We start from the raw sequence: 23,090 nt of genomic DNA, 5'->3' as shown, positions 1-23,090 counted from the left end.
GCTTAACTTCGAAGAGCCGGGAAAGACCGGTTCCCCGAACCTGCGGATTGACCCACGAAAGGGATAACACTCACTCCCGCGCCGGCGGCCGACGATGGCGCACCGTGGCACTTTCTTGGCACCGGGATGGCGGGAGGCTGCACTCAGGAGTCGAAATGAAATAACTTGCGCGTTTCGAACCCTCCACAGGCCTGTGACCTGCGATGATGCTCTCGATCACGTATTTGTTACTTCATTACGTCCCCTCAGTCCTCCTCTGCGACTTTCAGCATCTGCTCCGGAAACCCGGTGCGTTCCGCCACATGCTCGACGGAGTATCCCTGTCGTACCAGGTCACGAGCCTGTTCCAGGGTCCAGCCTCGACCGGGGTCGACCCGGCGGACAACCACCTCACTCGCCTGGCGCCGTTCCTGGGGCCAGCTGAGTCGTGCACGGCGTGCCAAGGGTCGACCTCCGAGATTTGAGAGGACTTTGATGTTACGCCACCAAGGATAGGCCATATTGACGCCGGCCTGCCCGTTGAACTCCACGATAGCGGGTGCCGACCAGTTAATGCAGACCCGCGCCGGAAGACAGCGCATCACGCGAAGACCCTGGCCCGAACAGGCGACACGGCAAGAGGTACGAGAGTCCTTGATCCTCGACTGGCCGGATCCATCGGTGACCGGGAAGACCTTCCGCGAGAGCGGTTCAGCCGAGAACGGCACCGACGCATCTCGCCGGGCGACTTCCCGCAAGGCATGGCTATGGATGGCCAACTGGGTCGTCGATGCATAGCGGGTCCACCCCGATGCGACGGGTCACCTCGGTGAACGTATAACGGCGGATCCCGGCCCCGCCATGGCCGGCGGCCGTGCCCGTTTATCGGCTCCGGGTGAGGCCACGACCCACGGCTTCCGCCGGGGTCGAACGCGCGCCCGACGGCTGGGCGGCGGCCCCGGATGCTTCCGTGGTCCTGGTCGAGCGGCCGTGCTCACGCAGCATCGCCCGCCACTGCTGCGGGGAGTGACTCGCCGGCCGGGTGGTCGCCAGAAAATCCTCGAGAACCGCCCGGAAGCGTTCGGGGTCAGTGTGATGGGGGAAATGCCCGGCACCGGCGAAGATCTCCAGGCGGCTCCCCGGCATCGCCTCGTGCGCCATCCACGCGTGCTCAGCCGGGATGACGGCATCCCGGTCACCCCAGACGATCAGCGAGGGCATCCCAGCGGCGAGGTAGCACCGGTCCAGCATCGTGATGGACTGCCCATGCCCGTCCACCGCCGACCGTAGCGTGCGCAGGAACGCCGCCCGCGCGGTGGGTACGCCCAGCGAGTCGAAGACGTTCAGGAGATCGTCGGCGTCCCGCCCGAGATCGGTGTGCAGCAGGCGCAGCGCGTGCATTCCGGCCCAGCCGGCGACCCGCACCGGCGGCATGCCGATCAGGGACAGCAGCGCCCCGGCTCCGGGCACGGCCGCCGCCCGCAGCGCGGGATGCAGGTGTGGCCCGACCCCGCCGGTGGCGACCAGCACCAACCGCTCGCAGCGCTCCGGGAACTGGTAGGCGAACTGCATGGCCACCCCGCCGCCCAGCGAGTGCCCGACGACCGTGGCGCGCTCGATCCCGAGGATGGTGAGCAGGTCACGCATCCCGCACGCGTAGCCGGCCACCGAGTAGTCACCGCGCGGTTTGTCCGACTCCCCGTGTCCCAGCAGGTCGGGGGCGATGACGGTGTGCCGGCGGGCCAACTCCGGGATGATCGAGGCCCAGGTGCGCGCGTTGTCCCCGATGCCGTGGATGAGCAGCAGAACCGGGCCGCGCCCGGCCCGCAGATAGCACCGCCGGTACCCGTGGACCGTGACGAAGCGGGAGGTCAGCGGGCTCACCCGGGGCACGCCGTAGGCACGGCCGCCTTCGGTGCTCGTCATCCCGTCTGCCGATGCCACGACCGAGGCTGGATTCTTCCTCACTCGCCGCCACCCACCCGCCCCGGACCGGCGATCACCCCGGCTCGAAGCACACCATCCTACTTCCACGGCCTACCCCGGGAGCCGGCCCGGGACTCGTACCCGGCTCCCCGCGCCCGACCACTCCGACCTGGCGGCCAGAACCTGGTGGCCAGAACTCGGTTCCACCCCGGTGGTCAGACCTGGTGGTCAGAACTCGATGTTGCTCATCACGTGCTTGATCCTGGTGTAGTCCTCCAGGCCGTAGACCGACAGATCCTTGCCGTACCCGCTCTTCTTGAACCCACCGTGCGGCATCTCCGCCACCAGCCGGATGTGCGTGTTGATCCATACGCAGCCGAAGTCCAGCCGGCGGGCGACCCGCAGGGCCCGGCCGTGATCGCGGGTCCAGACGCTGGAGGCCAGGCCGTACTCGACCCCGTTGGCCCAGACGACCGCGGTGTCCTCCGAGTCAAACCGCTGCACCGTGATGACCGGGCCGAACACCTCGGACTGGATAAGCTCGTCGTCCTGGCGCAGACCCGAGATGACCGTGGCCGGGTAGAAGTAGCCCGCCCGGTCCAGCGGAGCACCGCCGGCGAGCACCTCGGTATGTTCAGGTGCCCGCTCCACGAAACCGCTCACCCGGGCCAGTTGGCCCGCGTTATTGAGGGGCCCGTAGTCGACGTCGGGCTCCTCCGGCGATCCGGTCGCCGTCTTCCCGGCCGCCTCGGCCAGGGCGGCGGCGAGGTCGTCGTGGACGCCCGGCGCGGCCAGCACCCTGGTCGCTGCCGTGCAGTCCTGGCCGGCGTTGAAGTACGCGGCCTCGGCGATCTGCCGCGCCACCACCGCCGGATCCACGTCGTCGAAGACAATGACCGGCGCCTTGCCCCCGAGTTCGAGGTGCACCCTCTTCAAGGAGTCCGCCGCGGCCCGGGCGATCTCCATCCCGGCCCGCACGCTGCCGGTCACCGAGACCATCGCCGGGCCCGGATGGGCCACCAGCGCGCGTCCGGTGTCACGATCGCCGCACACCACGTTGAGCACGCCGGGCGGGAGGAACTCCGCGGCGATCTCGGCGAGCAGCAGACTGGAGGCCGGGGTGGTGTCGGAGGGCTTGAGCACGACGGTGTTGCCCGCCGCGATCGCCGGCGCGACCTTCCAGACCGCCATCATCAGCGGGTAGTTCCAGGGCGTGACCTGGGCGCAGACCCCGATGGGCTCGCGGCGGACGCAACTGGTGTGCCCCGCCAGGTACTCGCCGGCCGACCGGCCCTCGAGCAGCCGCGCGGCCCCGGCGAAGAACCGGATCTGGTCGGCGGACGGCCCGACCTCCTCGTCCACGGTAAGCCGCAGCGGTTTGCCGGTGTTCGCGCTCTCCACCGCCGCGACCTCGTCGGCCCGGTCCTCCAGCGCGTCGGCCACCCGCAGCAGTGCCCGGGACCGCTGCGCGGGCGTGGTGTCCCGCCAGCCCTCGAACGCCGCGCTCGCGGCCCGCACGGCTGCGTCGACGTCGGCCGGCCCCGACCGGGGTGCCTGCGCCAGCAGGTCCGCCGTCGACGGGTTCAGGATGGGCATTGTCTCGCCATCGACGGCCGGGGTGGAGACGCCACCAATGAGATTGGCGAAGATCGCATCCATGTCTCTAGTCCCTCCTGGGGGATCGGGCCGGCTCAGCCAACGAGGTCCCGGGCCATCTGGTCGAGGCTGTCGAGGTAACGGTCGACGTCGGCGTCGGTGTGCTGCACCGACAACGTCCATTCCTCCTCGCGCCCGGGCGCCATGAGGACGTTGCGGTTGGCGTTGTAGAGCCAGGCCAGTTCGGGCAACTCGGCGTTCTGGTGCGCCATGAACGAGGTGTAGTCACGGATCGGCGCGTCGGTGAAGTGCACGCATCCCTTCGAGCTGATGCCGACGGTGTAGCCGGGAATGCCGTGGCGGGCCAGGATCTCGTCGCAGCCGGCGGTCAACCGGCCACCCAGCCGGTCGAGGTGGGTGTAGGCGTCGGGGGTGAGCACCTCGAACAGGCTCGCCCGGGCGGCGGCCATGGTCAGCGGGTTGCCGTTGTACGTGCCGACCTGTTTCACCCGGTCCGAGGCCACGACCTCCATCAGTTCCGCCGTCGCGCCGATCGCCCCGGACGGCAGCCCGCCACCGAGCGCCTTGGCCAGGGTCACCATGTCCGGGCGCACGCCGAACCTCTCGGTGGCCCCACCGGCCGCGACACACAGCCCCGTCTTGACCTCGTCGAAGATCAGGATGACCCCGTACCGGGAGGTGATCTCCCGGACCGCCGCCAGGTAACCGGGCTCCGGCAGGACGACGCCGAGGTTCATCATCGCCGCCTCCATGATCACACAGGCGGGCAGGCGTCCCTCAGCGGCGAGCGCGGCGATCCGCCGCTCCATCGCCGGAGCGTCGTTGAAGGGGACCGGCACCGTGAGGTCGACGACTACCCGGGGGATCCCGGCACCGTAACCCAGCGAGTTCATATGCTCGGCCGGACCGATGTCGTCGTACGGGGTCCCGATCGACACCATCACGTAATCGTGGTGCCCGTGGTACGAACCGAAGATCTTGACGATCGTGTCGCGGCCGGTGACACCGCGGGCGATGCGGATCGCGTCCATCGTCGCCTCGGAGCCGGAGTTGACGTAGCGCCACTGCGGCAGCCCGAAGCGGCAGGCCAACTCCTCGCTGACCACCACGGAGTCCTCGGTGGGCATCGCGAAGTGCGTACCGAGCGCCACCCGCTCGGTCACGGCCCGCACGATCGCCGGGTGGGCGTGCCCCTGCACCATCGAACCGAACCCGTTGTGGAAGTCGGCGTACTCGTTGCCGTCGACGTCCCAGACCTTCGGCCCGAGACCGCGGGTGAGGTAGATCGGCCAGGGATCACGTACCTGGTAGGACGACGGCACCCCGGAGGTCATCGACCGCACCGCCCGCGCATGCAGCGCCTCCGAGCCCCGGGTGCGGGCGTTGAGGCGGGCGAACTCGCGCGCGGCCAGCTCCGCGGCTCTGGCCTGCGGCACGGCCCGGGTCACACCGCTCCCGGAAGCGATCACATTCGACACCATCCACGCATCCTTTCCACCGATCAGCCACTGAAAGAGTAGCCTGATCGGCAGCTTTACGATTGAATCCGTCGAAGATTGCGTGGATAAAGCTCGCTTCCCAGTTCACTCATCGACGGCCATACGATGGCAGCAGGGACAGGCCAGCGTGAACGGGCGTGGGGAACCGCCACGGAGGACCGAGGAGGACGCCGGGTGCAGTCGCGACGGTCGCCCGGCCAGCGACTCAGCTCCGGCACCCTGCTGGACGATGTCAACAAAGCCATCATCGAGCAACTGCAGCAGGACGGCCGGCGGTCCTATGCGGCCATGGCGGCGGCGGTCGGGCTCTCCGAGGCGGCCGTGCGCCAACGGGTACAGCGTCTGCTCGACGCCGGCATCATGCAGATCGTCGCCGTCACCGACCCGCTCCGGGTGGGCTTCCACCGGGAAGCGATGATCGGGGTACGGGTCACCGGGGACACCCGCGTCGTCGCCGACACGATTGCCGCGCTGCCCGAGGTCGATTACGTCGTCCTGACGGCCGGATCCTTCGATCTCATCGTGGAGATCGTCGCCGAGAACGACGAGCACCTGCTCGAACTGATCAACGAGCAGATCCGCGCCCTGCCACAGGTCCTCGCCACCGAGACGTTCGTCTACCTGCGGCTGGTCAAGCAGACCTACACGTGGGGAGCACGCTGAAACGTCCGGGTGCCGACAGCGCGGGCCGCCAGGCCGGAGGGGAAGCCGGGCCGGGTCGAACATCGATAGGGCGCAGGACCTGCCGACGGGCTGCCGGGTGCGGCGACGCGGGCGGGTATGCGGTTCGGGGGTGTCACCGTTTGTACCGCCGATGGGAACAACCAAGCGGCCACAACAAGAGTCCAACATGCGCAACGAACTTCAAATACCTTGGCCCGGACACACGATGGGGTGAACATGGCGCTGGTCCACCATGACCCGCAGGACGGCATTATGGTTACCCGGATCGGGCAGGCGGAGATAACGGTGCGTCCCGAGCCACCGGCGAGCGCCGGGAAGGCTCCGGTCATCCTGCTCCGGTTGGATGCGCCCATGCTCGACACCCTTGCCGCGGCCTACCTGGATCCGGACGAGGCCCGCCGGCTGGCCCAATCGCTGGTGCGGGCGGCCGAGGCGGTGCGTCCGGCGAGCCCGTGGCGAACCCCGGGAACCACCCCCCGCTGATCCCGGGACGGGCCGCCGCGGGAGAACCCGCCGCCGATGGCCGCCAGGCCGGGGGCGGGTCCCAGGCCGCCACCGTGTGTCCCGGGCGTGGACGACCGCCGATCCGGGCCCGCGCCGCCGGGTGTCGCGCCGCCGGGTGTCGGCGCGCATCCCGGCCGGGCGCCCGGGTCGCCGACCGGGGGAAGGACCGGGCGGATTCCGATGAAAACGGCTCGTGATAATGATGCTCGTGATAATGATGCCTGCATAGGAGTCGAAATGAAATAACTTGCGCGTTTCGAACCCTCCACAGGCCTGTGACCTGCGATGATGCTCTCGATCACGTATTTGTTACTTCATTACGTCCCCATAAATGCGAAAGCACCCTCGGAAAAAAATTCCGAGGGTGCTTTCGACTGGTAGCGGGGACAGGATTTGAACCTGTGACCTCTGGGTTATGAGCCCAGCGAGCTACCGAGCTGCTCCACCCCGCGTCGGTGTGCCTTCACTATACAGGGCCGCCATCGGTAGCTGTCAAACCGATGGCGGCCCCAATGTGGGACTTTCGGGACTAGCCGGGTGCCGGGGCGGCCCGGGCCCCCGGTGGACCGGGAGCGTCGCCGCCGGCCACGGTCGCCGAAGGGGACGGAGCCGGTGGCTTGGCGGCCGGTGACGCGGGGACCGGTGACGCGGCTACCGATGCACCGGATGATGCCGTGGCAGCGGGTGGCGTCGCCGCCGGACTCGACAGAGTACACAGGCGACCCAGCGCATCAGCCAGCTCGCTCTGGGCCTTCCCGTAGGCGGTGAAGTCCGGCGGGCTCTTGCCCAGGGCGTCCTGCCCCGCCTGGTAGGCGCGGTCAGCGTCGCCCACGGCGTCCTGCAGCGCGGTCTGCCCCGGCGGCGGGACGCCTGTCCCGCCCTGCCCTGATCTGGGGGCCGGCGTGCTGTCCTGACCGGTGTCCGTGGTCGTGGCCCCGGTTCCGGCCCCGGCCGCCGCGGCACCGGCGCCGGCGCCGAAGACCTTCTCCAAGGCCTCACCCAGCGAGGTACCGAAACCGATGCGGTCGCCGAAGGCCGTGGCGACCCCCTGCAGGGTCGGGTAGCCGGTGCTTCCCCTGGCCTGGACGTAGTAGGGCTCGACGTAGAGCAGCCCGCCGGCCACGGGCAGGGTCAGCAGGTTGCCCTCGATCGTGGTCGCTCCCCCGCTGCGCCATAGTGACAGCTGTTTGGCCACGTCGCCGTTGCCCTCGATGGCGTTCTGCACCTGGACCGGACCGTTGATCGTGTTCCCCGCCGGCAGTTTGAGCAGAGTGAACCGGCCGTAGTTGGCGGGGTCACTGGACACCGCCATGTACGCCGCGAGCTTCGAGGACCGGGCGGAGATCAACGGTGAGGTGAGGTTGTAGGACGGGCCCTTGCGCCCGGGAAGCTGGCTGTAGACGTAGAACGGCGGCTGGGGTTGCCCGCTTCCATCCGGCGAGTCGGACACATCCCAGAAGTCCTCCTGGGAGTAGAAGTCCCGCGGGTTGGAGATGTGGTACTGCCCGATCAGATCACGCTGGACCTTGAACAGGTCCTCCGGATAACGCAGGTGTGCCCGGAGGGACGGTGGGATGTCACTCTTCGGCTTCACCGTGTCCGGGAACGCCCTCATCCAGGTCCGTAGCACCGGGTCGGACTCATCCCAGGCGTAGAGGGTGACGGTGCCGTTGTAGGCGTCCACCGTCGCCTTCACCGAGTTACGGATGTAGTTGACCTGGTTCGAGGCCTGCCGGGTGCGGTTGCCGCTCTGGGTGGTCACCGAGTCGGCGGTCACGTCACCCAGAGTGCGCCGGGCGGAGTAGGGATAGCCGTCAGAGGTTGTGTAACCATCGAGAATCCAGGTGATCCGGCCGTTGACGATCGCCGGGTACGGGTCTCCGTCGAGGGTGAGCCAGGGCGCTGCCTTGCTGACCCGGTCCCGCGGGTTTCGCTCGTACAGGATCCGGGAGTTCTTCGTGATGTCGCCGGAGAGCAGGATGTTCTTCTCCCCGAACCGCAGCGCGAACAGCGCCCGACGGAAGGTCGAGCCGATCGAGACCCCACCGTCGCCCTGGTAGGTCGTGGTGACCTGGGTTTCTCCCGGCCCCGGCCCGTCGATCTCCATCTGCCTGGTGCCGACGATGGAATACGACGGCGACATCTCCCCGAAGTAGACCCGGTTCTCCTTGATACCGAAGGTACCGTCCTGCGGGAAACCGCTCACGCCGTGATCGAAGTCGGGGCGCCCCACGTCGACGGTGTTCGACGGCGCCGCGACAAATCCCTTGCCGTGGGTATAGGTCAGGTGCTCGTTGATCCAGTTGCGCTGCTGCGTTCCCAGCCCGGCCTGGTTCAGCTCCCGCACCGATACCATGTAGTCCTGGGTCGTCGGCTTCTTGTCCGCCCCTATGACGGTGTACCGGTCGACGTCGAGAGTCGGCGGGAAACCATAGTAGCCGCGGAACTGCTGGAGCTGCTGGAACGTCCGGGAGAGTTTGCTGGGGTCGAGCAGGCGGATGTTGGGGACCGTGCCGGTGTCGGCGGCGACCTGCTGGGCGGTGACGTCGGTGCTGGCGGCATAGTCCTGCGGCTCGACGTCCTGGATGCCGTAGGCGGCCCGGGTCGCCGCGATGTTGCGCGCGATGTAGGGCTCCTCGCGGGTCGCCTCGTTCGGCCGGACCTGGAACTGCTGGACAATCGCCGGGTAGATTCCGCCGATCACCATCGAGGACAGGACGAGGATGCCCGCGCCGAGCAGCGGCAGCGTCCAGCCCCGCTGGAAGATGTTGTAGATGAACAGCACCGCGCAGGCCAGCGAGATGAACAGCAGGATCAGCTTCGCCGGCAGCACGGCGTGTACATCGGTGTAGGACGCACCGGTCCCCACCCCGCGCGAGGAGAACACCGAGCCGAACCGGTCGAGGTAATACGCCCACGCCTTGAGCAGGGCGAGCAGCCCGAGCAGCACCGAGATGTGCGCCTTCGCCGCCGGGGTCACCCGTTCCCCCGGGGTCTGCATCCGGATTCCGCCGAACAGGTAGTGGGTCAGCAGGGTGACGAGCAACGACAGCAGCACCGCGGTCAGCAGGAAGCCGAGCAGGAACCGCTGGAAGGGATAGCTGAACGCGTAATAGCTGATGTCCCGGTGAAACTGCAGATCAGGGGTCCCGAAAGACTCGCCGTTCACCCACAGCAGCCACGTCCGCCACTGGCCGGCGGCGGACAGGCCCGCGGCCAGGCCGAACAGCGTCGTGACCGCGAGCAGGATCAGCAGCATGTACGGCTCGATCGCCGACCGGTAACGTTCCAGGTTCTGCTGCTCGGTCGACAACGGCCGAAGCGGCGGCCGTAGCCGGTACGCAAGTACGATGTTGGTTCCGACGATGATCGCCATTACCGCGCCGAAGAGGACGAACAGCAAAATCCGGGTGTAGAGGACTGTGGTGAACACCCTGCTGAAGTCGATCGAGCGGTAGAACAGCAGGTCAGTGTATAGCTGAGTGAAGACGGCGATGATCGTGATCGCGAGGACGATGACAAGCAGCACCGGCACGAGCACCTTGGTGCGGGTCAGCACCGGGCGGCGACTGGTGGTTGCCACAGGTTCCTCCGTGCGTCGGTGATTCGGGGCGCGTACCGCGCTAGTACGGCAACCTACGCCAAGGGCTCTGGGGAGATCGGAGAGGATGGGTCGGTGAACAGCCCGAACATCACGGAGTTGACCTCCGTCGTACTCGAGGTCGAGCGGCACGTCGCCGATTCCGGGTGGGATCAGCCCAGCCAGGTCTACGCGCTGGCCGACACCGCCGACCTGCTGGCGCGAGAACCCGCGCTGGCCCCCCACATCGGCGACTCCCCGCCTGGGTCACTGACCCCGGTCGAGCAGGAACCGCTGCCGGTGGGACGGCTCGACGAGGTGCTGGCGGGGATCGGATGGCCGCCGGAGGTGCTCGGGTGCGTGCTGGTCACCGAGCTTGTCGTCCTGCCGCCCAGCGCGGAGGAGGAGGCTCCGTACTCCGATCACGAGATCGAGTACTGGGCGGCGAACCATCCCGAACGCCAGGACGTCCGCCTCGCCGTCGGAGTCACCCGCAGCGGGCTGCACGCGTCCTGCCTGCGAGTCCGCGGAGACGACGAACTCGTCATCGATCCGGATCTGGCCGACAACCTCGTCGACGGGCTGCTCGCGACCTTCCAGTGAGTCGACCCGGCGGGCGGCGGCGCACGGCAGCCGCCCGTCCCCTTCCGGCACCGGCGCCACCGGGCACAACAGCAGCACCGGGCGCACACGGATGGCGCATGGCACGGATGGGGCACGCTTGGGGCGCGCTCAGCAGGACGGCACCGCCGCGGCCGGATTCGCCCGGAGGGCGTCGACGGCCTTCAGCGCGCCCGCCAGCGATTCAACCTTCACCAGGCGCGGACCGCCGGAGTCAATCGCGCGGGCGTCGCCGCAGTTCCCCGCGGGGACCAGGAAGATCGATGCCCCGGACGCCCTGGCCCCGAGGATCTTCTGCTGGATACCGCCGATCGGTCCCACCTCACCGACGGAGGTGATCGTCCCGGTGCCAGCGATGATCTTTCCCCCGGTCAACGCGCCGGGGGTGAGAAGGTCCACGATGCCCATCGCGAACATCAGCCCGGCACTCGGCCCGCCGACATCCGAGATACGGATACGAACCGTGAACGGGTAGGTCCGCTTCTCCGTCGTGGTGACACCGATCATGGCGCGAGCGGGGTCGTCGGTGGCGGCCCGAGTCGTGACGGTGGCCGTGGCCGTCTTTCCGTCGCGCTGATAGGTGACCGTCACGGGATGGCCCGGAGTCACCTTCCCGACCTGCCGGCGCAGCTCCTCCTGGTTGGCCACGGCCACCCCGCCGACCTTCGTGATCACATCGCCCGGCGTCAGCTTGCCGGTGGCCGGGGAGCCCGCGGGGACCCCGGCGACCACGACCGAACGGCCGGTGGGCGCGATACCGAGCTGCGCGAGCGCTGCCGCGGTCGCCTGGTCCTGCGAGTCGAGCATCGCCTGCGCGTTCTCCTGCTGGATCTGCTCCTGACTCGAACCGGGCGGCCGGATCAGCTCGCTGGGCACCACCGCCCGGTCGGAGTCGGACCAGTCCTGCAGCGCGGTGACGAGGTTGAGCCGGGGCGTCTCCTCGACCGTGGTCAGCTCGAGCTTGCCGGCGGTCGGATAGGTCCGCCGGCCTTCCACGGTGATCAAGGACGTCCCGTCGACGCTGCCGAGAGTGTCGGTGACCGGCCCGGGGGCCAAGGTGACGAACGGTACCGGCATCCACAGCCCCGCGACCACGAGAACCAAAGCCAGTACCGACGCGACCACGAGGGTCTGGGTGCGCCGGACCATGCTCACAGTCTATGTACCAGGGCTCACAACCCTCGTCCCAGCGTCCGGGAACCGAGGTTCGCCACGACGGCCCGGGGTTGCGATGATCGGTGCCGAAAGGCATTCGGTGGCCCGAAAGGCGCGGCGGAAGGCCGTGGCGGAGTCCCGGAAGGCCGCGCGGAAGGCCGGGAAGTGGGGAGTAAAGAGCGAGATCAAAAGCACGGTCGAGGGACTCGAAGGATCACTCGGTCCTGAACCGCCGTCCGGCGGCCGGTGAGATGCCCCGGCCGCCGGACGGAGACGATCAGGTGGACTCGGACGGCGGCGCCGTGTGTCTCTCGGAGGGCGGTGCCCCGGCCGCGGCGGACCGCCCGGGATGGCCGGGATGGCCGGGTTCGTCGAGGGCGGTAACGGTACGAACCTCGTGCTGGGTGGGGATCGGTCGGGCCAGCGCGGCCATACTGCGCCGGTAGCCCTCAATCGTGATCATGGCTTCGGAGGTGCGGTCGGGACGGCTGCGTAGGGCGACCCACGCAAGAGTTATGAGCACGGCGACGGGGGGGATCAACAGGAACCACATGGGAGCCTCGACGTCGAGACGGGCAAGAAGATGACTTATTTCTATCGTAGGGTGCCCCGATCAGCAGGCGCTTACCCATTCCGCCGCGCCATCCGCAAAAATCTGGTGTTTCCAAATGGGAACCTGCTCCTTGATGTCATCGATCAGACGACGACAGGCGGCAAAAGCCTCCGCCCGGTGGGCCGCGCCGACCGCCACGATCACGGCGGTGTCCCCGACGGCGAGGTGACCGGTACGGTGAACCACCGCGACGGCCAGCACCGGTGCGGTCGCGGCGACGTCGCCGGCGACCCGGGCGATCTCCGTGCCGGCCCGGGGATGCGCCTGATACGTCAGGTCGGTCACCCCGCGGCCCTGGTCCTGGTCCCGGACAGTGCCCACGAACAGGGCGATCCCCCCACACCGGGGAACCGCACGGCAGCCAGGCACTCGTCCACCGACAGAGCGCCGTCCCGGATCTCGGCGAGCGTCACCCGCGCGACCGGGTCCGGGTCCGGCGCGGACGACGGAGACGGCGAAGGTGACGAAGGAGGCGCGGGTGACGCGGGAGCGGTCGGCGGGGCCCCGCCAGAGAACACGTCGGTTCCACAGCTACGACCGTAACGGTCGGGGCCAGCGCCGTTTCGCCCGTTGGGCAGAAAACGCATTACCGTGGGTTCATGTGCCAACTGCGCGTGCGACTGCCCGCCTCCCGAGGAGGCTACGGCCGATGAGTGGCAACTTCCCGTTCGGCTTCACGCCCGCTGGCGGCGGCGACGAGCCCCGACCCCCCTTCGGTGGCGGCGCCCCGTTCTTTGCCGAGCTCGAACGGCTGCTGTCCTGGCATGGCGGTCCGGTCAACTGGGAGCTGGCCCGCCAGGTGGCCGTCAGATTCCTCGGCGACACCGACTCCGCGGTGTCCACGGCCCAGCGGGAGCCGGTGGGCGAGGCGATGCGGATCGCCGACGTCTGGCTCGACGCGGTGACCTCGCTGCCGGCCGGAGCCACGGCGGCCGAGGCCTGGTCGCGGCAGGAGTGGATCGAGAAGACCCTGCCGGTCTGGCAGACCCTCTGCGACCCGATCGCCACGAAGGTCGTCGAGGCGATGCGCACTGGGATCTCCAGCGGGCTGAACCAACTCGGTGGCGGCGGGATCGAGCTGCCGAGTGAGCTGCGCGGCGCGCTCCCCCCGGGGCTCAACCTCAGCGGGCTGATGGCCACCGGCGGCCCCATTATGCAGATGATGAACCGGGTCGGCGGGATGCTGTTCGGCGCCCAGGTGGGGCAGGCGATCGGCACCTTGGCCGCCGAGGTCGTCTCCTCCACCGAGGTCGGGCTGCCGCTCGGACCGGTCGGAACCGCAGCCCTGATCCCAGCGGGTGTCGTCGCCTTCGGTCAGGGCCTGGAGATCCCCGAGGACGAGGTACGCATCTACCTGGCGCTGCGGGAGGCCGCGTCCAACCGGCTGTTCGCGCACGTCCCCTGGCTACGCGCCCACGTCCTGGGCGCGGTGGAGGAGTACGCCCGCGGCATCGCGGTGGACACCGAGGCCGTCGGACGGGTGATGCGGATGGTCGACCCGACGGCGTTGATGAATCCTGAACGGCTGTCGGAGGCGCTCGGCGAGGACGTGTTCAGCGACGCCACCACCCCCGAGCAGAAGGCCGCGCTCGCCCGTCTCGAACTGATCCTCGCGCTGATCGAGGGCTGGGTCGATCATGTAACGGACGCCGCGGCCGCCGGTCATCTGCCGGCCGCGGGCAAACTACGCGAAATGGTGCGGCGCCGTCGCGCCGAAGGCGGTCCGGGCGAGCAGACCTTCGCCACGCTGGTCGGTCTCTCCCTGCGGCCACGCAAGCTGCGGGAGGCCGCCGCCTTGTGGGAGGCGGTACGGGACGCCCGGGGTCACGAGGGTCGCGACGCGCTGTGGGCACATCCCGATCTGCTGCCCACCGCGGCAGATCTCGCCGCCCCGGAGGCGTTCGTGTCCGGCGCGCCGTCGAGCGCGCTCGACGACCCGATCGGCGAAATCGAGAAACTCCGCGGCGCCCCACCCGCCGATGGCGGATCCGACGGACCAGACAAGCCGGACAGGTAACCCGGGCGGACCGGGGTGATCCACAGTTTCGTCCACAGCACGTCCACAGCGATCCACGGGCGTTCCCCCTTCGCCGGTCGGACGTGCCACGCTGAGGATCCGCCGGTCGCCGTGACCGGCCCATCCTGGTCCGATTCCCCGGCCTCGACCGGCCGGCGGGAACACCCGGAGGATCCATGCGCCCGATCCTCAAGCCGGGCCTGCGCCGGCTCTGGCACAACAGCTCCACCCTGCAGCTCGGCATCGACACCGCACGCGCCGTCCTCCTCGCCGACCTGGCCCCGTCAGACGCCGCCCTGCTCGACGCCCTCGACGGCAGCCGCACGCTGGAGCAGCTGCGTCTCGATGGCACTCCCGCCGGCCGGGTCCTGCTCGACCTGCTCGCCGAGGCCGGCCTGCTGGACGACGCCACGGCGCCTCCCGGTGCGGCACCGCTGCCCGCGGTCGAGCATGACCGCCTGTCGCCCGATCTGGCGGCGCTGTCCCTGGTATCAGAGGATCCGGCCGGTGCGCGCCGGGTCCTCGCCACCCGCCGGGCGATGCGTGTTCTTGTGCGCGGCGCCGGTCGCGTCGGTGCTCAGGTCGCGGCCCTGCTCGCCGCGGCCGGGATCGGCCGGGTCGTCATCGACGATCCCGAGGTGACGACCGCCGCCGACGTCTCCCCGGGCGGCCTGCGCCTCGACGATGTGGGGCGTCCCCGGTCCCTGGCCACCGGCGCGGCGGTGACCCGGGCCAGCCGGCAGGCCGCCGGGCACCGCCGGCCCGACGAGGACGGGTTCGCCGCGGACCTGATTGTGCTGGCTCCGGTCGGTCTGCCGATGATCCACCCTGGGGAGTGCCTCGACCTGGAAGGCCGGGGCACCGCCCATCTCGTGGCCGGGGTGCGGGAGACCACGGGGATCGTCGGTCCGCTCGTCGTGCCGACCGTGACCGCGTGCCTGCACTGCCAGCATCTCCACCGGTACTCCCGGAACCCGGTCTGGCCGGTGCTCGCCATGCAGATGGCCCACCGCCCGGCCGCCGGGCCGGACGCCTGCGAGATCACCCTGGCGGGTCTTGTCGCCGCGCTCACCGCCATGCAGGCCCTGGCCTTTCTGGACCTCACCGCCTCGCCTCCACCCGCCCTATCCGACCTATCCGGCGTCACGGGCCCCACCCCTGGCCAACATCCCGACAACTCGGCCTACCTGCCACCGACAGCAAGCAGCAACAATGAGACCTTCGTTGCATTGACTCCCCCGCGCACAGTCCTACCGGTGACCGCCGACGGCACGCTGGAGTTCACCGTTCCCGGCTGGCGGATCCGCCGACGCACCTGGCCGGTCCACCCCAACTGTCCCTGCCGCACCGTCCGATCGGCGGCCGCGTCGGCGGACGCTTCTTCGCCAGTGGCACCTGCGTGACCGTTCCACTCCGCGGGCGGTCGCCGCGTCGACGTCCTGGAACCATTTGGCGTCCTGGAGTCATTACGCCTGGCCGGCACCCGTGACGACGCGGAACAGGGCACGATGGAGCGGTGTCCGAGATCCCACGGCGGGCTGTCGTCCGCACCGCCAAGCTGGCCACGCTTCCCATCGGCATAGCCGGCCGAGCCACCCTCGGCGTCGGCAAACGCATCGGTGGTCGCCCCGCCGAGGCCGTCGCCTCCGAGCTCCAGCAGCGCACCGCCGCGCAGATCTTCCGGGTACTCGGGGAGCTCAAGGGTGGCGCCATGAAACTGGGCCAGGCGCTGTCCGTCTTCGAGGCGGTGCTTCCCGACGACGTCGCCGGGCCCTACCGGGCGGCGCTGACCAGGCTGCAAGAGGCGGCGCCCCCGCTGCCGGCGGCGGTGGTGCACCGCGTGCTCGCCGAGGAGCTCGGAGCGGACTGGCGCTCGCTGTTCACGAGCTTCGACGACCTTCCGGCGGCGGCAGCCAGCATCGGCCAGGTGCATCGGGCGGTCTGGGCCGACGGCCGGGCCGTCGCGGTAAAGGTGCAGTATCCGGGAGCGGGTCCCGCTCTGCTCGCCGATCTCACCCAGCTCGGCCGGGCCGCTCGGCTGTTCGGCGCGGTCACTCCCGGGCTGGACATCAAGCCGCTGGTCGAGGAGCTCAAGGCCCGGATCGCCGAGGAGCTCGACTATCGGTTGGAGGCCGCCTGGCAGGGGGCCTTCGCCGAGGCGTACGCAGACGACCCGGACGTCGTCATCCCCTGGCCGCTGGCCGGTTCCGGCCGGGTGCTCGTGAGCGAGTGGATCGAGGGAATCCCCCTGTCCGTCATCATCGCGAACGGTACCCCGGAGCAGCGCGACGCCGCCGGCCTGCTGCTCGTGCGGTTTCTCTATTCCTGCCCGGGTCGCGCCGGTCTGCTGCACGCGGATCCGCATCCCGGCAACTTCCGTCTGCTGTCCGACGGGCGGCTCGGCGTCCTGGACTTCGGTGCCGTGAACCGCCTGCCGGACGGCCTGCCGGCGCCGATCGGCCGGCTGGCTCGACAGACCCTGGCCGGGGACGCCGACGCCGTCGAGCAGGGACTACGCTGTGAGGGCTTCATCCCGCCGTCAGCCGAAATCCGAGCCGAGGACCTGCTGGATTATCTGGCCCCGATGCTGGAGCCGATCGCGGTGGAGGAGTTCACCTTCTCCCGAGGCTGGCTGCGCAAGGAGGCCGCCAGGCTCGGAGACTGGCGGTCGGCGGCGGCACAGCTCGGTCGCCAGCTCAATCTGCCGCCGTCGTACCTGCTCATCCACCGGGTGACACTCGGCGCGATCGGCATCCTGTGCCAACTGGGCAGCACCGGCCGCTTCCGGGACGAGATGGATCGCTGGCAACCCGGGTTCGCCGAACCGGGGACGGCGACCGCCCGCGCGGCCGAGGACGCCAACCGGCCCGGTCGTCCCCTGCCCGCTCTTCTCGTCCAGGACGAGGTCTGGAGGTCGGCGGCCGACACTGCGGCGGCGGCCGACCGGGCCACCACCCCCGCGGCGCTGCCCATGCAGGCCGAGCCGGCCGAACCGAGCCGGCCTTCCACCCCGGCGAACCGCTCCGCCGCGGCTCGACCCCGGTCAGGCCGCAAGGCCGCCCCGCGCCGGGCACCGGACGAGGAGTCTTCTCCGACCCCGCAACCGTGACCGACGCTTATTGACGGGCCTGGCCCGACGGGTCAGCCCCCCGGCTGCTCGACGATGTCGACGCCGAGATACAGGAAACCGTATCCCTCGTCCCGGAAACGCACCCCGGCGGCGCGCAGCGCAGCCCCCCAGCCGCCCTGGCAGGTGGGATCCGCCGCCTCCGAACCGTGGTCGGCGGTCAGCAGGATCGCGGTCTCGGCCAGCAGATCCCGCTCGGCGAGCAGGTCGAGGAAGGCGCACAACCGGGCGTCCGCGTCCCGCAGCGCGGCGCGGGCCTGCTCGGAGTACGGGCCGCCCCCGTGATGCCCGGTGTCGGTAATGGTGGTGTTCCACCACATCAGGTCCGGGGGCACCGCGTCCGCCGCCCAGAGCTGCTGGACCTGCGCGAGGCCGAGCGCGTCCACCCGGGTGGACCAGGCATAGTCGGCGCTCTCCCCTACCCAGTGGGCGGTGGCGTGCGGGTCGCCGTCGGCCGGAGGCAGGTAGTCCCCCATATCGCCGGCCCCGCCGTGGTTACCGGCGGCCCGCACGAGCCCGAAGGTCGAGTAGTCCGCACCCCGGTCGACCGGTTCGTTCACGCAGGCGCTGGTCGCCCCGGGCCGGTCGCGCACGAGGGCCTCGAACAGCGTCTCCACCCCGTCCCGAAGCTGATCGCACGCGGAATGCCAGGTCCGCACGTCGTTGACGATGACCTGCTCGCCGGTCGCCCGGTCGAAGTACACGTTGTGCAGGATGCCGTGCCGGCCCGGCCCGACTCCGGTGAGCGCGGAGGTGTGGTTGGTCAACGTGACGCTGGGGAACTCGGCGATCGCGCCACCGGTCAGGGCCGTCCCGGTGGCGAGCAGACGCGCGACCCCCGGCAGCTCGCCGGTGTGCGCGAGGTGCAGGACGTCATTGCTGTTTGCCCCGTCCCAGAGCAGGCCGACGACGTACCGGGCCCCTGGGCCCACCAGATCGGTGAGCGGCGTCCCCTCCACATCCGCCATGGTCACGCCGGCGAGGGCCGCGAGGGTGGGTCCGATGTCGATGACCCGCGCCGCGCCGGCCCGCGGGCCCCGGGCCCGCACGCCCGCGCCGGACAGGATCAGCGGAGCCCGGGACTGGCCGGCATCCAACGATCCGTGCTCACCCAGGTGGCCGCCGCGGTCGGGCCAGTAGTGCCGGGGGGTGTGTACGACGATCAGATCGGGTGAACGGCTGGGATCGGCGAAGGCGGACAGCAGTCGCCGTCCGGCGAACGGGTAGGAGTTGCGCTCGTTCGGTGGTGACGGGTCGGCGAGCGCCGCCGCGAGCGGCACGCCGTGCATCGGATCCTCCGACCCGAGCGGGTCACGCCCGAAGCGGAGCTCCCGGGGACCGTCCGGATCGGCCACCGGCAACCGCGACGAACCGATCGCGTTCGCCACGTAGAGCCAGCCGGAATCGACCCAGGCCACGAGATCCACGATCGCGGCCAGCTCGGGACTGGTGAGGACGGCAACGGCCAGAGAAAGATCGTCGGATGCGGTCAGTCCCGGCGCTCCGGCCGGACCCGCACCTGTGGACACCGGGTAGACACGCTCGCTGCTGGGCACGCCGGAACAGTACCGGGGCCGCGGGCACCACCGGAAGAAAAAGCGCGGCAACACCGGTGGACGGGACACCGACGATCCGGTGTCCCGCCCGTGCTGGTGCGGCGATGCCACCGCCGCCCCCATGTGATCAACGGGTGGCACGGAGGGCTCAGGCGGCGACCTCTTCTTCCTTGCGCTCCTTGCGCGGACGGCCGCGGGGCCGCTTGCGCGGGACGACGCTACCGGTCACCAGCAGCTCGCCACCCCACACTCCCCAGGGCTCGGCACGGTCGAGCGCGGCGGACAGGCACGCCGCCCGGATAGGGCAGGTTCGGCAGACGGCCTTGGCGGTCTCCACGTCCGCCGGGGACTCAGCGAAGAACATGTCAGGATCTACGTCCCAGCAGGGCAGGACGAGACGATCCCGCTCGATCCGGGAAACGACCGAGGGGTCGAACACCGGTGTCACCTCCGAGACAGGTTGGTCTTCGGGTGGGATGAAGGAAGCGAAACGACAAAGGCCGCGGTCCCCATCGGGATCCGCGGCCTCGGATTCGGCTCCAGTCGGCGCTAGTCCAGGAGCGGATCGTGGGCGGATCCCCGGAAGGTGAGGTGACGGTGTGCATAGCCGGACGCCGACGCCACGCTCCCCGCCGGGTTCGGGAACGCGGACTCCTGGGCCGACAGATCATCGGCTTGGACCGTGAGGACGGCGGCGGACGTACCACGGTCGGCGGGCGCACCAATGACGGCACCGACGACGGCATTCATGAAGGCCGCGCCGTGCCGGTTCTCCCACGGACGGGTGATCTCGGCGACAGCTCTGTCCATCACAATGCTGAACATGACGAAATCACCTCCTTCTCTGTGGGCTCGGGAGTCCGTGGGTGCCGGAGTCCGTGGGTGCCGACGGGTATCACTCCACATGCCTGCTTCAGGCGTCCTCGGTGACGGTAGAAGCTCGCCGCGCGAACCACAACATATTTTCTGTGTCGCGCCGCGGACACTTCCAGTTACGAAGCGTCGGGCGGCGTGCCGGGCTCCAATGACTCCGCCACCGGCGGCGACCCGACCGGCGGCGGCGTGCGCCCCGAGACGAGGGCGAGTACGTCCTCCCCGTAACGGTCGAGTTTGGCCTGTCCGATGCCGGGCAGCCGCACGAGCTCGGCCACCGTGCTCGGCCGGCTCTCGGCGATCGCCTGCAGCGTGGCGTCGGTGAAGACGACGAAGGCCGGTGCCCCCTGTTCCTTCGCCCGCGCCGAACGCCACGCCCGCAGGCGCTCGAACAGCGCGGCGTCGACGTCGCCGGGGCAGCCCTCGCAGCGTCCGACCCGCGCATGCACACCCGTCAACGACCGGCCGCACGTCCGGCACCGCACCGCCGATCTGCTCCGGGACCGACCCGGGCTGGCCTCCTCCGCCCCAGCCACGGGCCTCGTGCCCTCGCCTCGCCCCCCGTGGCGGACGCCGGCCGCGGGCTCCCGGCGCATCGGGCGCAGATCGTCGAGGAACCGGGACGGCCGCCGCGACCGCCGGCCGCCCTCTGCCCGGGACAGCGCCCAGGACAGGACAAGGTGCCTGCGGGCCCTGGTCACCCCGACGTAGAGCAGGCGACGTTCCTCGGCGATCTGCTCGGCGGTCCTGGCATGGACGAGGGGAAGCGTGCCCTCGGTCAGCCCGACGAGGAACACCGCATCCCATTCCAGGCCCTTGGCGGTGTGCAGGGTCGACAGGGTCACCCCCTGCACCGTCGGCTGATGCTCGTGGGTCGCGCGGTCGCCGAGCTCGGCGACGAAGGCCTCAAGGTCGGCCTCGGGCGAACGGGCGGCGAGATCGCCGGCCAGCCGGTGCAGCGCGGCGAGGTTCTCCCATTGTTCCCGCTCGGCGCCCGAGCCCACCGTCGGCTGGTCCGCCCGCCAGCCGAGCGCCGCGAGGATGTCGGCGACGACGGCCGTGAGTCCCTCCGGGCGGTCGGTGTCGGCAGAGCGCACCGCGGCCCGCAGCAACCGCATGGCTGCGACGACCTCGCTCCGCTCGAAGAACTTCTCCCCGCCCCGGAGCAGGTAAGCGATGCCGGCCCCGCCGATCGCCGCCTCATACGCCTCGGACTGGGCATTCGTGCGATACAGCACGGCGATCTCACTCGCCGGCACGCCCTGGTCGAGCAGCCGGCGGATCCGGGACGCCACCGCGGCGGCTTCCGCCGGCTCGCTGTCGCACTCCAGCCACACCGGGGCGGGACCCTCCGGGCGGGCAGCGATGAGGCGGGCCGCCGGGGCCGCCCGCATCAGGGTGTTCGCGAGTTCGACCACCTGGAGGGTGGACCGGTAGTCCCGGATCAGACGCACCACGGCCGCGTCCGGGAACCGGCGCGGGAACCCGAGCAGGTGCTCGGGCGACGCCCCGGTGAACGAATAGATCGTCTGATGGGGGTCCCCGACGACACAGAGGCTGTCGCGCTCCCCCAGCCAGGCGTCGAGGACACGCTGTTGCAGGTCGTTGACATCCTGATACTCGTCAACGACGAAATGGCGGTATCTGGCCCTGACCTCGGCCGCGACCCAGCTGTGCTCCTCGATCATCGCCGCGGTCAGCAGCAGCAGATCCTCCATGTCGATCACACCGGCGTCGCGCTTGACCTCCTCGTACGCGGCGTAGAGCCGGGCGACCGTCTCGGGGGGGGTGGCGGTCTCCCGCCCGCTCGCCGCCGCCATCCGGGCGTAGTCCGCCGGGCCCACAAGCGTCGCCTTCGCCCACTCGACCTCCGAGGTGAGGTCGCGCAGCTCGGCCCGGTCCGGCCGCAGGTGCAGGCGGGCGGCCGCCCGCACCACGTACGGGATCTTGCTCTTCTCCACCCTGGGCAGCGCGACCCCGGCGACCGGCGGCCAGAAGTACAACAGTTGCTTGAGAGCCGCGGAATGGAACGTCCTGGCCTGCACTCCATCAACACCCATGGCCCGCAACCGGCCGCGCAGCTCTCCCGCGGCCCTGGCTGTGAAGGTCACCGCCAGGATCTGACCCGGCCCGACCCCCCCCTGCGCGACCATGTGCGCGACTCGATGGGTGATGGTGCGCGTCTTACCCGTACCGGCGCCGGCGAGGATGCAGACCGGTCCGAGCGGAGCTCCGGCCGCGACCCGCTGTTCGGGATCGAGCGCGGCGAGCAGATCGTTGCCCGACCGCACACGGGCGGCCTGGGCGGCGAGGGCAGGCGGTCCGGACATCATCCGATACGGTAGTCCCCGCCGCGCGGCGGGAACCGACGGCGCCGCGGTGGGGTTACATGAACCGTTGTGTCACCAGCGGCTTGGAGGCCCTTTCGTGCTCACGATCTACACGACTTCCTGGTGTGGCTACTGTGTTCGGCTGAAGCGCCAACTCGACCATGCCGGCGTCGAGTACACGACCGTTGATATCGAGCAGGACCCGACAGCAGAGCAACGTGTCCGCGATGCGAACAACGGGAACGCGACCGTACCGACCGTGCTCTTTCCCGATGGCACTGTGATGACGAACCCAAGCCTTCGCCAAGTCACAGAGAAGGTCACTTCTGCCGCATAACGGATACGTAGAGCAACGACATCTCGGGAGTTCTTACCTTCCCACTGCACACGCGGCCGGCTCGTGGGACGGTGTCCGTCACTGCCCGTGAAGTTTGTGGGAGAGTTCGGCCTGTGTCGTCAGCACCTTCAGAACAGGCGTGGAGCACCGTCGATGCCGCGCTGCGGGCCGCCAGTGCCCTTCACCGGATGGAGACGGCCTGTTTCGTCGTGGTATCGACGACGACCGCGAGCTATCTCCGGGTGACAGGTCCCTCCGCTGGTCTCGACGAGGGAACGCACTACCCCCGGGGGGACAGCCTGGTCGCCCGCGTGCTCGACGGCACGCCCGCCACGGCGTCCGGTCTCGGCCCGACGCACGCCGGATCCGACACGGCCGAATACCGCCAGCTCGGGATACGCAGTCATGTCACGATGCCGGTGGTCCGCGCGGACGGTCGGCTGGTGGGCCTCCTCGTCGGCCTGGACCGCAGCAAGGTGATCGTATCGGCCGACATCCTGGCCCTGCTGCGCGGGGTGGCCGATGCACTCGCGGCCACCGGGGACGTTCCCGTGCCGAGCCCGCCGACGGTCTCCGCGAACGGTCCCCGGCCGCCCGGCGGCCCGACCCCCCCGGGCCCACCGGCGGCCCCGCGCCCACCGGGGCGGATACCCACCCCGCAGACCATCGCGC

20 protein-coding genes and 1 tRNA gene are annotated in these 23,090 nt (G+C 70.0%); 9 read left to right on the top strand and 12 right to left on the bottom strand.

The window, feature by feature from the left end:
- The first annotated feature begins 203 nt into the window (after positions 1–203).
- The gene (locus tag AC08OQ_RS06150) at positions 204–464 is read left to right on the top strand and encodes a hypothetical protein (RefSeq protein ID WP_462186209.1); all 261 of its coding nucleotides are present in this window, start codon (positions 204–206) and stop codon (positions 462–464) included.
- 397 nt (positions 465–861) lie between these two features.
- On the opposite strand, the gene AC08OQ_RS06145 is transcribed toward AC08OQ_RS06150, so the two are convergent.
- The 3 genes from AC08OQ_RS06145 to AC08OQ_RS06135 form a co-directional block, all read right to left on the bottom strand.
- Complete coding sequence (locus AC08OQ_RS06145) at positions 862–1,905, bottom strand: alpha/beta fold hydrolase (RefSeq protein ID WP_462186228.1); 1,044 nt, start codon at positions 1,903–1,905, stop codon at positions 862–864.
- A 228-nt stretch (positions 1,906–2,133) separates the two neighbouring features.
- Positions 2,134–3,564 (bottom strand): gamma-aminobutyraldehyde dehydrogenase, encoded by a 1,431-nt coding sequence (locus AC08OQ_RS06140; protein ID WP_476601852.1) that lies wholly within the window; start codon positions 3,562–3,564, stop codon positions 2,134–2,136.
- Positions 3,565–3,596: 32 nt separating this feature from the next.
- Positions 3,597–5,003, bottom strand: coding sequence for an aspartate aminotransferase family protein (locus AC08OQ_RS06135; RefSeq protein WP_476601851.1), 1,407 nt, complete (start codon positions 5,001–5,003; stop codon positions 3,597–3,599).
- Positions 5,004–5,195: 192 nt separating this feature from the next.
- On the opposite strand from AC08OQ_RS06135, the gene AC08OQ_RS06130 reads away from it, so the two are divergent.
- The gene (locus AC08OQ_RS06130) at positions 5,196–5,684 is read left to right on the top strand and encodes an Lrp/AsnC family transcriptional regulator (RefSeq protein ID WP_476601850.1); all 489 of its coding nucleotides are present in this window, start codon (positions 5,196–5,198) and stop codon (positions 5,682–5,684) included.
- Between the two features lie 117 nt (positions 5,685–5,801).
- A complete protein-coding gene (locus AC08OQ_RS06125; RefSeq protein WP_476601849.1) occupies positions 5,802–6,188 on the top strand; it encodes a DUF6907 domain-containing protein in 387 nt (128 codons plus the stop codon).
- A 396-nt stretch (positions 6,189–6,584) separates the two neighbouring features.
- Here AC08OQ_RS06125 and AC08OQ_RS06120 read toward each other — a convergent pair.
- Positions 6,585–6,661, bottom strand: a tRNA-Met gene (locus tag AC08OQ_RS06120).
- A 77-nt stretch (positions 6,662–6,738) separates the two neighbouring features.
- Positions 6,739–9,792, bottom strand: a complete 3,054-nt coding sequence (locus AC08OQ_RS06115; RefSeq protein ID WP_476600055.1) for a UPF0182 family membrane protein — start codon at positions 9,790–9,792, stop codon at positions 6,739–6,741.
- 93 nt (positions 9,793–9,885) lie between these two features.
- On the opposite strand from AC08OQ_RS06115, the gene AC08OQ_RS06110 reads away from it, so the two are divergent.
- Positions 9,886–10,392, top strand: coding sequence for a PPA1309 family protein (locus tag AC08OQ_RS06110; RefSeq protein ID WP_011438157.1), 507 nt, complete (start codon positions 9,886–9,888; stop codon positions 10,390–10,392).
- Positions 10,393–10,521: 129 nt separating this feature from the next.
- Here AC08OQ_RS06110 and AC08OQ_RS06105 read toward each other — a convergent pair whose 3' ends face one another.
- The 3 genes from AC08OQ_RS06105 to AC08OQ_RS06095 form a co-directional block, all read right to left on the bottom strand.
- Positions 10,522–11,559 (bottom strand): YlbL family protein, encoded by a 1,038-nt coding sequence (locus AC08OQ_RS06105; protein WP_476600056.1) that lies wholly within the window; start codon positions 11,557–11,559, stop codon positions 10,522–10,524.
- Positions 11,560–11,842: 283 nt separating this feature from the next.
- A complete protein-coding gene (locus tag AC08OQ_RS06100) occupies positions 11,843–12,118 on the bottom strand; it encodes a hypothetical protein (RefSeq protein WP_462188354.1) in 276 nt (91 codons plus the stop codon).
- Between the two features lie 60 nt (positions 12,119–12,178).
- On the bottom strand, positions 12,179–12,499 hold the full coding sequence (locus AC08OQ_RS06095) for a molybdenum cofactor biosynthesis protein MoaE (protein ID WP_476600058.1): 321 nt from the start codon (positions 12,497–12,499) through the stop codon (positions 12,179–12,181).
- 328 nt (positions 12,500–12,827) lie between these two features.
- Between AC08OQ_RS06095 and AC08OQ_RS06090 the strand changes: the two genes are divergently transcribed.
- The 3 genes from AC08OQ_RS06090 (at position 12,828) to AC08OQ_RS06080 (ending at position 17,304) form a co-directional block, all read left to right on the top strand.
- Positions 12,828–14,195 carry a zinc-dependent metalloprotease gene (locus AC08OQ_RS06090; protein WP_462188352.1) on the top strand — a complete coding sequence of 456 codons (1,368 nt, stop codon included), beginning with the start codon at positions 12,828–12,830 and terminating at the stop codon, positions 14,193–14,195.
- A 176-nt stretch (positions 14,196–14,371) separates the two neighbouring features.
- A complete protein-coding gene (locus tag AC08OQ_RS06085; protein ID WP_476600060.1) occupies positions 14,372–15,598 on the top strand; it encodes a ThiF family adenylyltransferase in 1,227 nt (408 codons plus the stop codon).
- A gap of 113 nt (positions 15,599–15,711) precedes the next feature.
- The gene (locus AC08OQ_RS06080) at positions 15,712–17,304 is read left to right on the top strand and encodes an ABC1 kinase family protein (protein WP_476600062.1); all 1,593 of its coding nucleotides are present in this window, start codon (positions 15,712–15,714) and stop codon (positions 17,302–17,304) included.
- Positions 17,305–17,336: 32 nt separating this feature from the next.
- Here the strand turns inward: AC08OQ_RS06080 and AC08OQ_RS06075 are convergent, their stop codons facing one another.
- From AC08OQ_RS06075 to AC08OQ_RS06060, 4 genes are all read right to left on the bottom strand, one after another.
- Positions 17,337–18,878 (bottom strand): alkaline phosphatase family protein, encoded by a 1,542-nt coding sequence (locus tag AC08OQ_RS06075; RefSeq protein WP_476600063.1) that lies wholly within the window; start codon positions 18,876–18,878, stop codon positions 17,337–17,339.
- A gap of 148 nt (positions 18,879–19,026) precedes the next feature.
- Positions 19,027–19,317 (bottom strand): WhiB family transcriptional regulator, encoded by a 291-nt coding sequence (locus tag AC08OQ_RS06070; protein ID WP_011438164.1) that lies wholly within the window; start codon positions 19,315–19,317, stop codon positions 19,027–19,029.
- Between the two features lie 110 nt (positions 19,318–19,427).
- On the bottom strand, positions 19,428–19,703 hold the full coding sequence (locus AC08OQ_RS06065; protein ID WP_476600065.1) for a hypothetical protein: 276 nt from the start codon (positions 19,701–19,703) through the stop codon (positions 19,428–19,430).
- A gap of 167 nt (positions 19,704–19,870) precedes the next feature.
- Positions 19,871–22,084, bottom strand: coding sequence for an ATP-dependent DNA helicase UvrD2 (locus AC08OQ_RS06060; RefSeq protein WP_462186490.1), 2,214 nt, complete (start codon positions 22,082–22,084; stop codon positions 19,871–19,873).
- Positions 22,085–22,178: 94 nt separating this feature from the next.
- Here AC08OQ_RS06060 and AC08OQ_RS06055 point away from each other — a divergent pair, with 94 nt between their 5' ends.
- Entirely contained in the window at positions 22,179–22,418 is a 240-nt protein-coding gene (locus AC08OQ_RS06055) for a mycoredoxin (protein WP_462186491.1), read from the top strand.
- 113 nt (positions 22,419–22,531) lie between these two features.
- Positions 22,532–23,090: GAF domain-containing protein (locus AC08OQ_RS06050; protein ID WP_476611939.1), on the top strand; the 559-nt coding region annotated here is incomplete at its 3' end.

This window comes from Frankia sp. CcCS3 (assembly GCF_977927575.1).
Note: the sequence above shows the minus strand (reverse complement) of the source record. Positions and strands in the feature narration are given on the sequence as shown.

Coding starts and splice junctions, on each gene's coding strand:
- AC08OQ_RS06125 (WP_476601849.1), top strand. CDS start 5,802: ATGCGGTTCGGGGGTGTCACCGTTTGTACCGCCGATGGGAACAACCAA.
- AC08OQ_RS06145 (WP_462186228.1), bottom strand. CDS start 1,905: ATGACGAGCACCGAAGGCGGCCGTGCCTACGGCGTGCCCCGGGTGAGC.
- AC08OQ_RS06140 (WP_476601852.1), bottom strand. CDS start 3,564: ATGGATGCGATCTTCGCCAATCTCATTGGTGGCGTCTCCACCCCGGCC.
- AC08OQ_RS06100 (WP_462188354.1), bottom strand. CDS start 12,118: ATGTGGTTCCTGTTGATCCCCCCCGTCGCCGTGCTCATAACTCTTGCG.
- AC08OQ_RS06085 (WP_476600060.1), top strand. CDS start 14,372: ATGCGCCCGATCCTCAAGCCGGGCCTGCGCCGGCTCTGGCACAACAGC.
- AC08OQ_RS06150 (WP_462186209.1), top strand. CDS start 204: ATGATGCTCTCGATCACGTATTTGTTACTTCATTACGTCCCCTCAGTC.
- AC08OQ_RS06060 (WP_462186490.1), bottom strand. CDS start 22,084: ATGATGTCCGGACCGCCTGCCCTCGCCGCCCAGGCCGCCCGTGTGCGG.
- AC08OQ_RS06105 (WP_476600056.1), bottom strand. CDS start 11,559: ATGGTCCGGCGCACCCAGACCCTCGTGGTCGCGTCGGTACTGGCTTTG.
- AC08OQ_RS06135 (WP_476601851.1), bottom strand. CDS start 5,003: ATGGTGTCGAATGTGATCGCTTCCGGGAGCGGTGTGACCCGGGCCGTG.
- AC08OQ_RS06090 (WP_462188352.1), top strand. CDS start 12,828: ATGAGTGGCAACTTCCCGTTCGGCTTCACGCCCGCTGGCGGCGGCGAC.
- AC08OQ_RS06065 (WP_476600065.1), bottom strand. CDS start 19,703: ATGTTCAGCATTGTGATGGACAGAGCTGTCGCCGAGATCACCCGTCCG.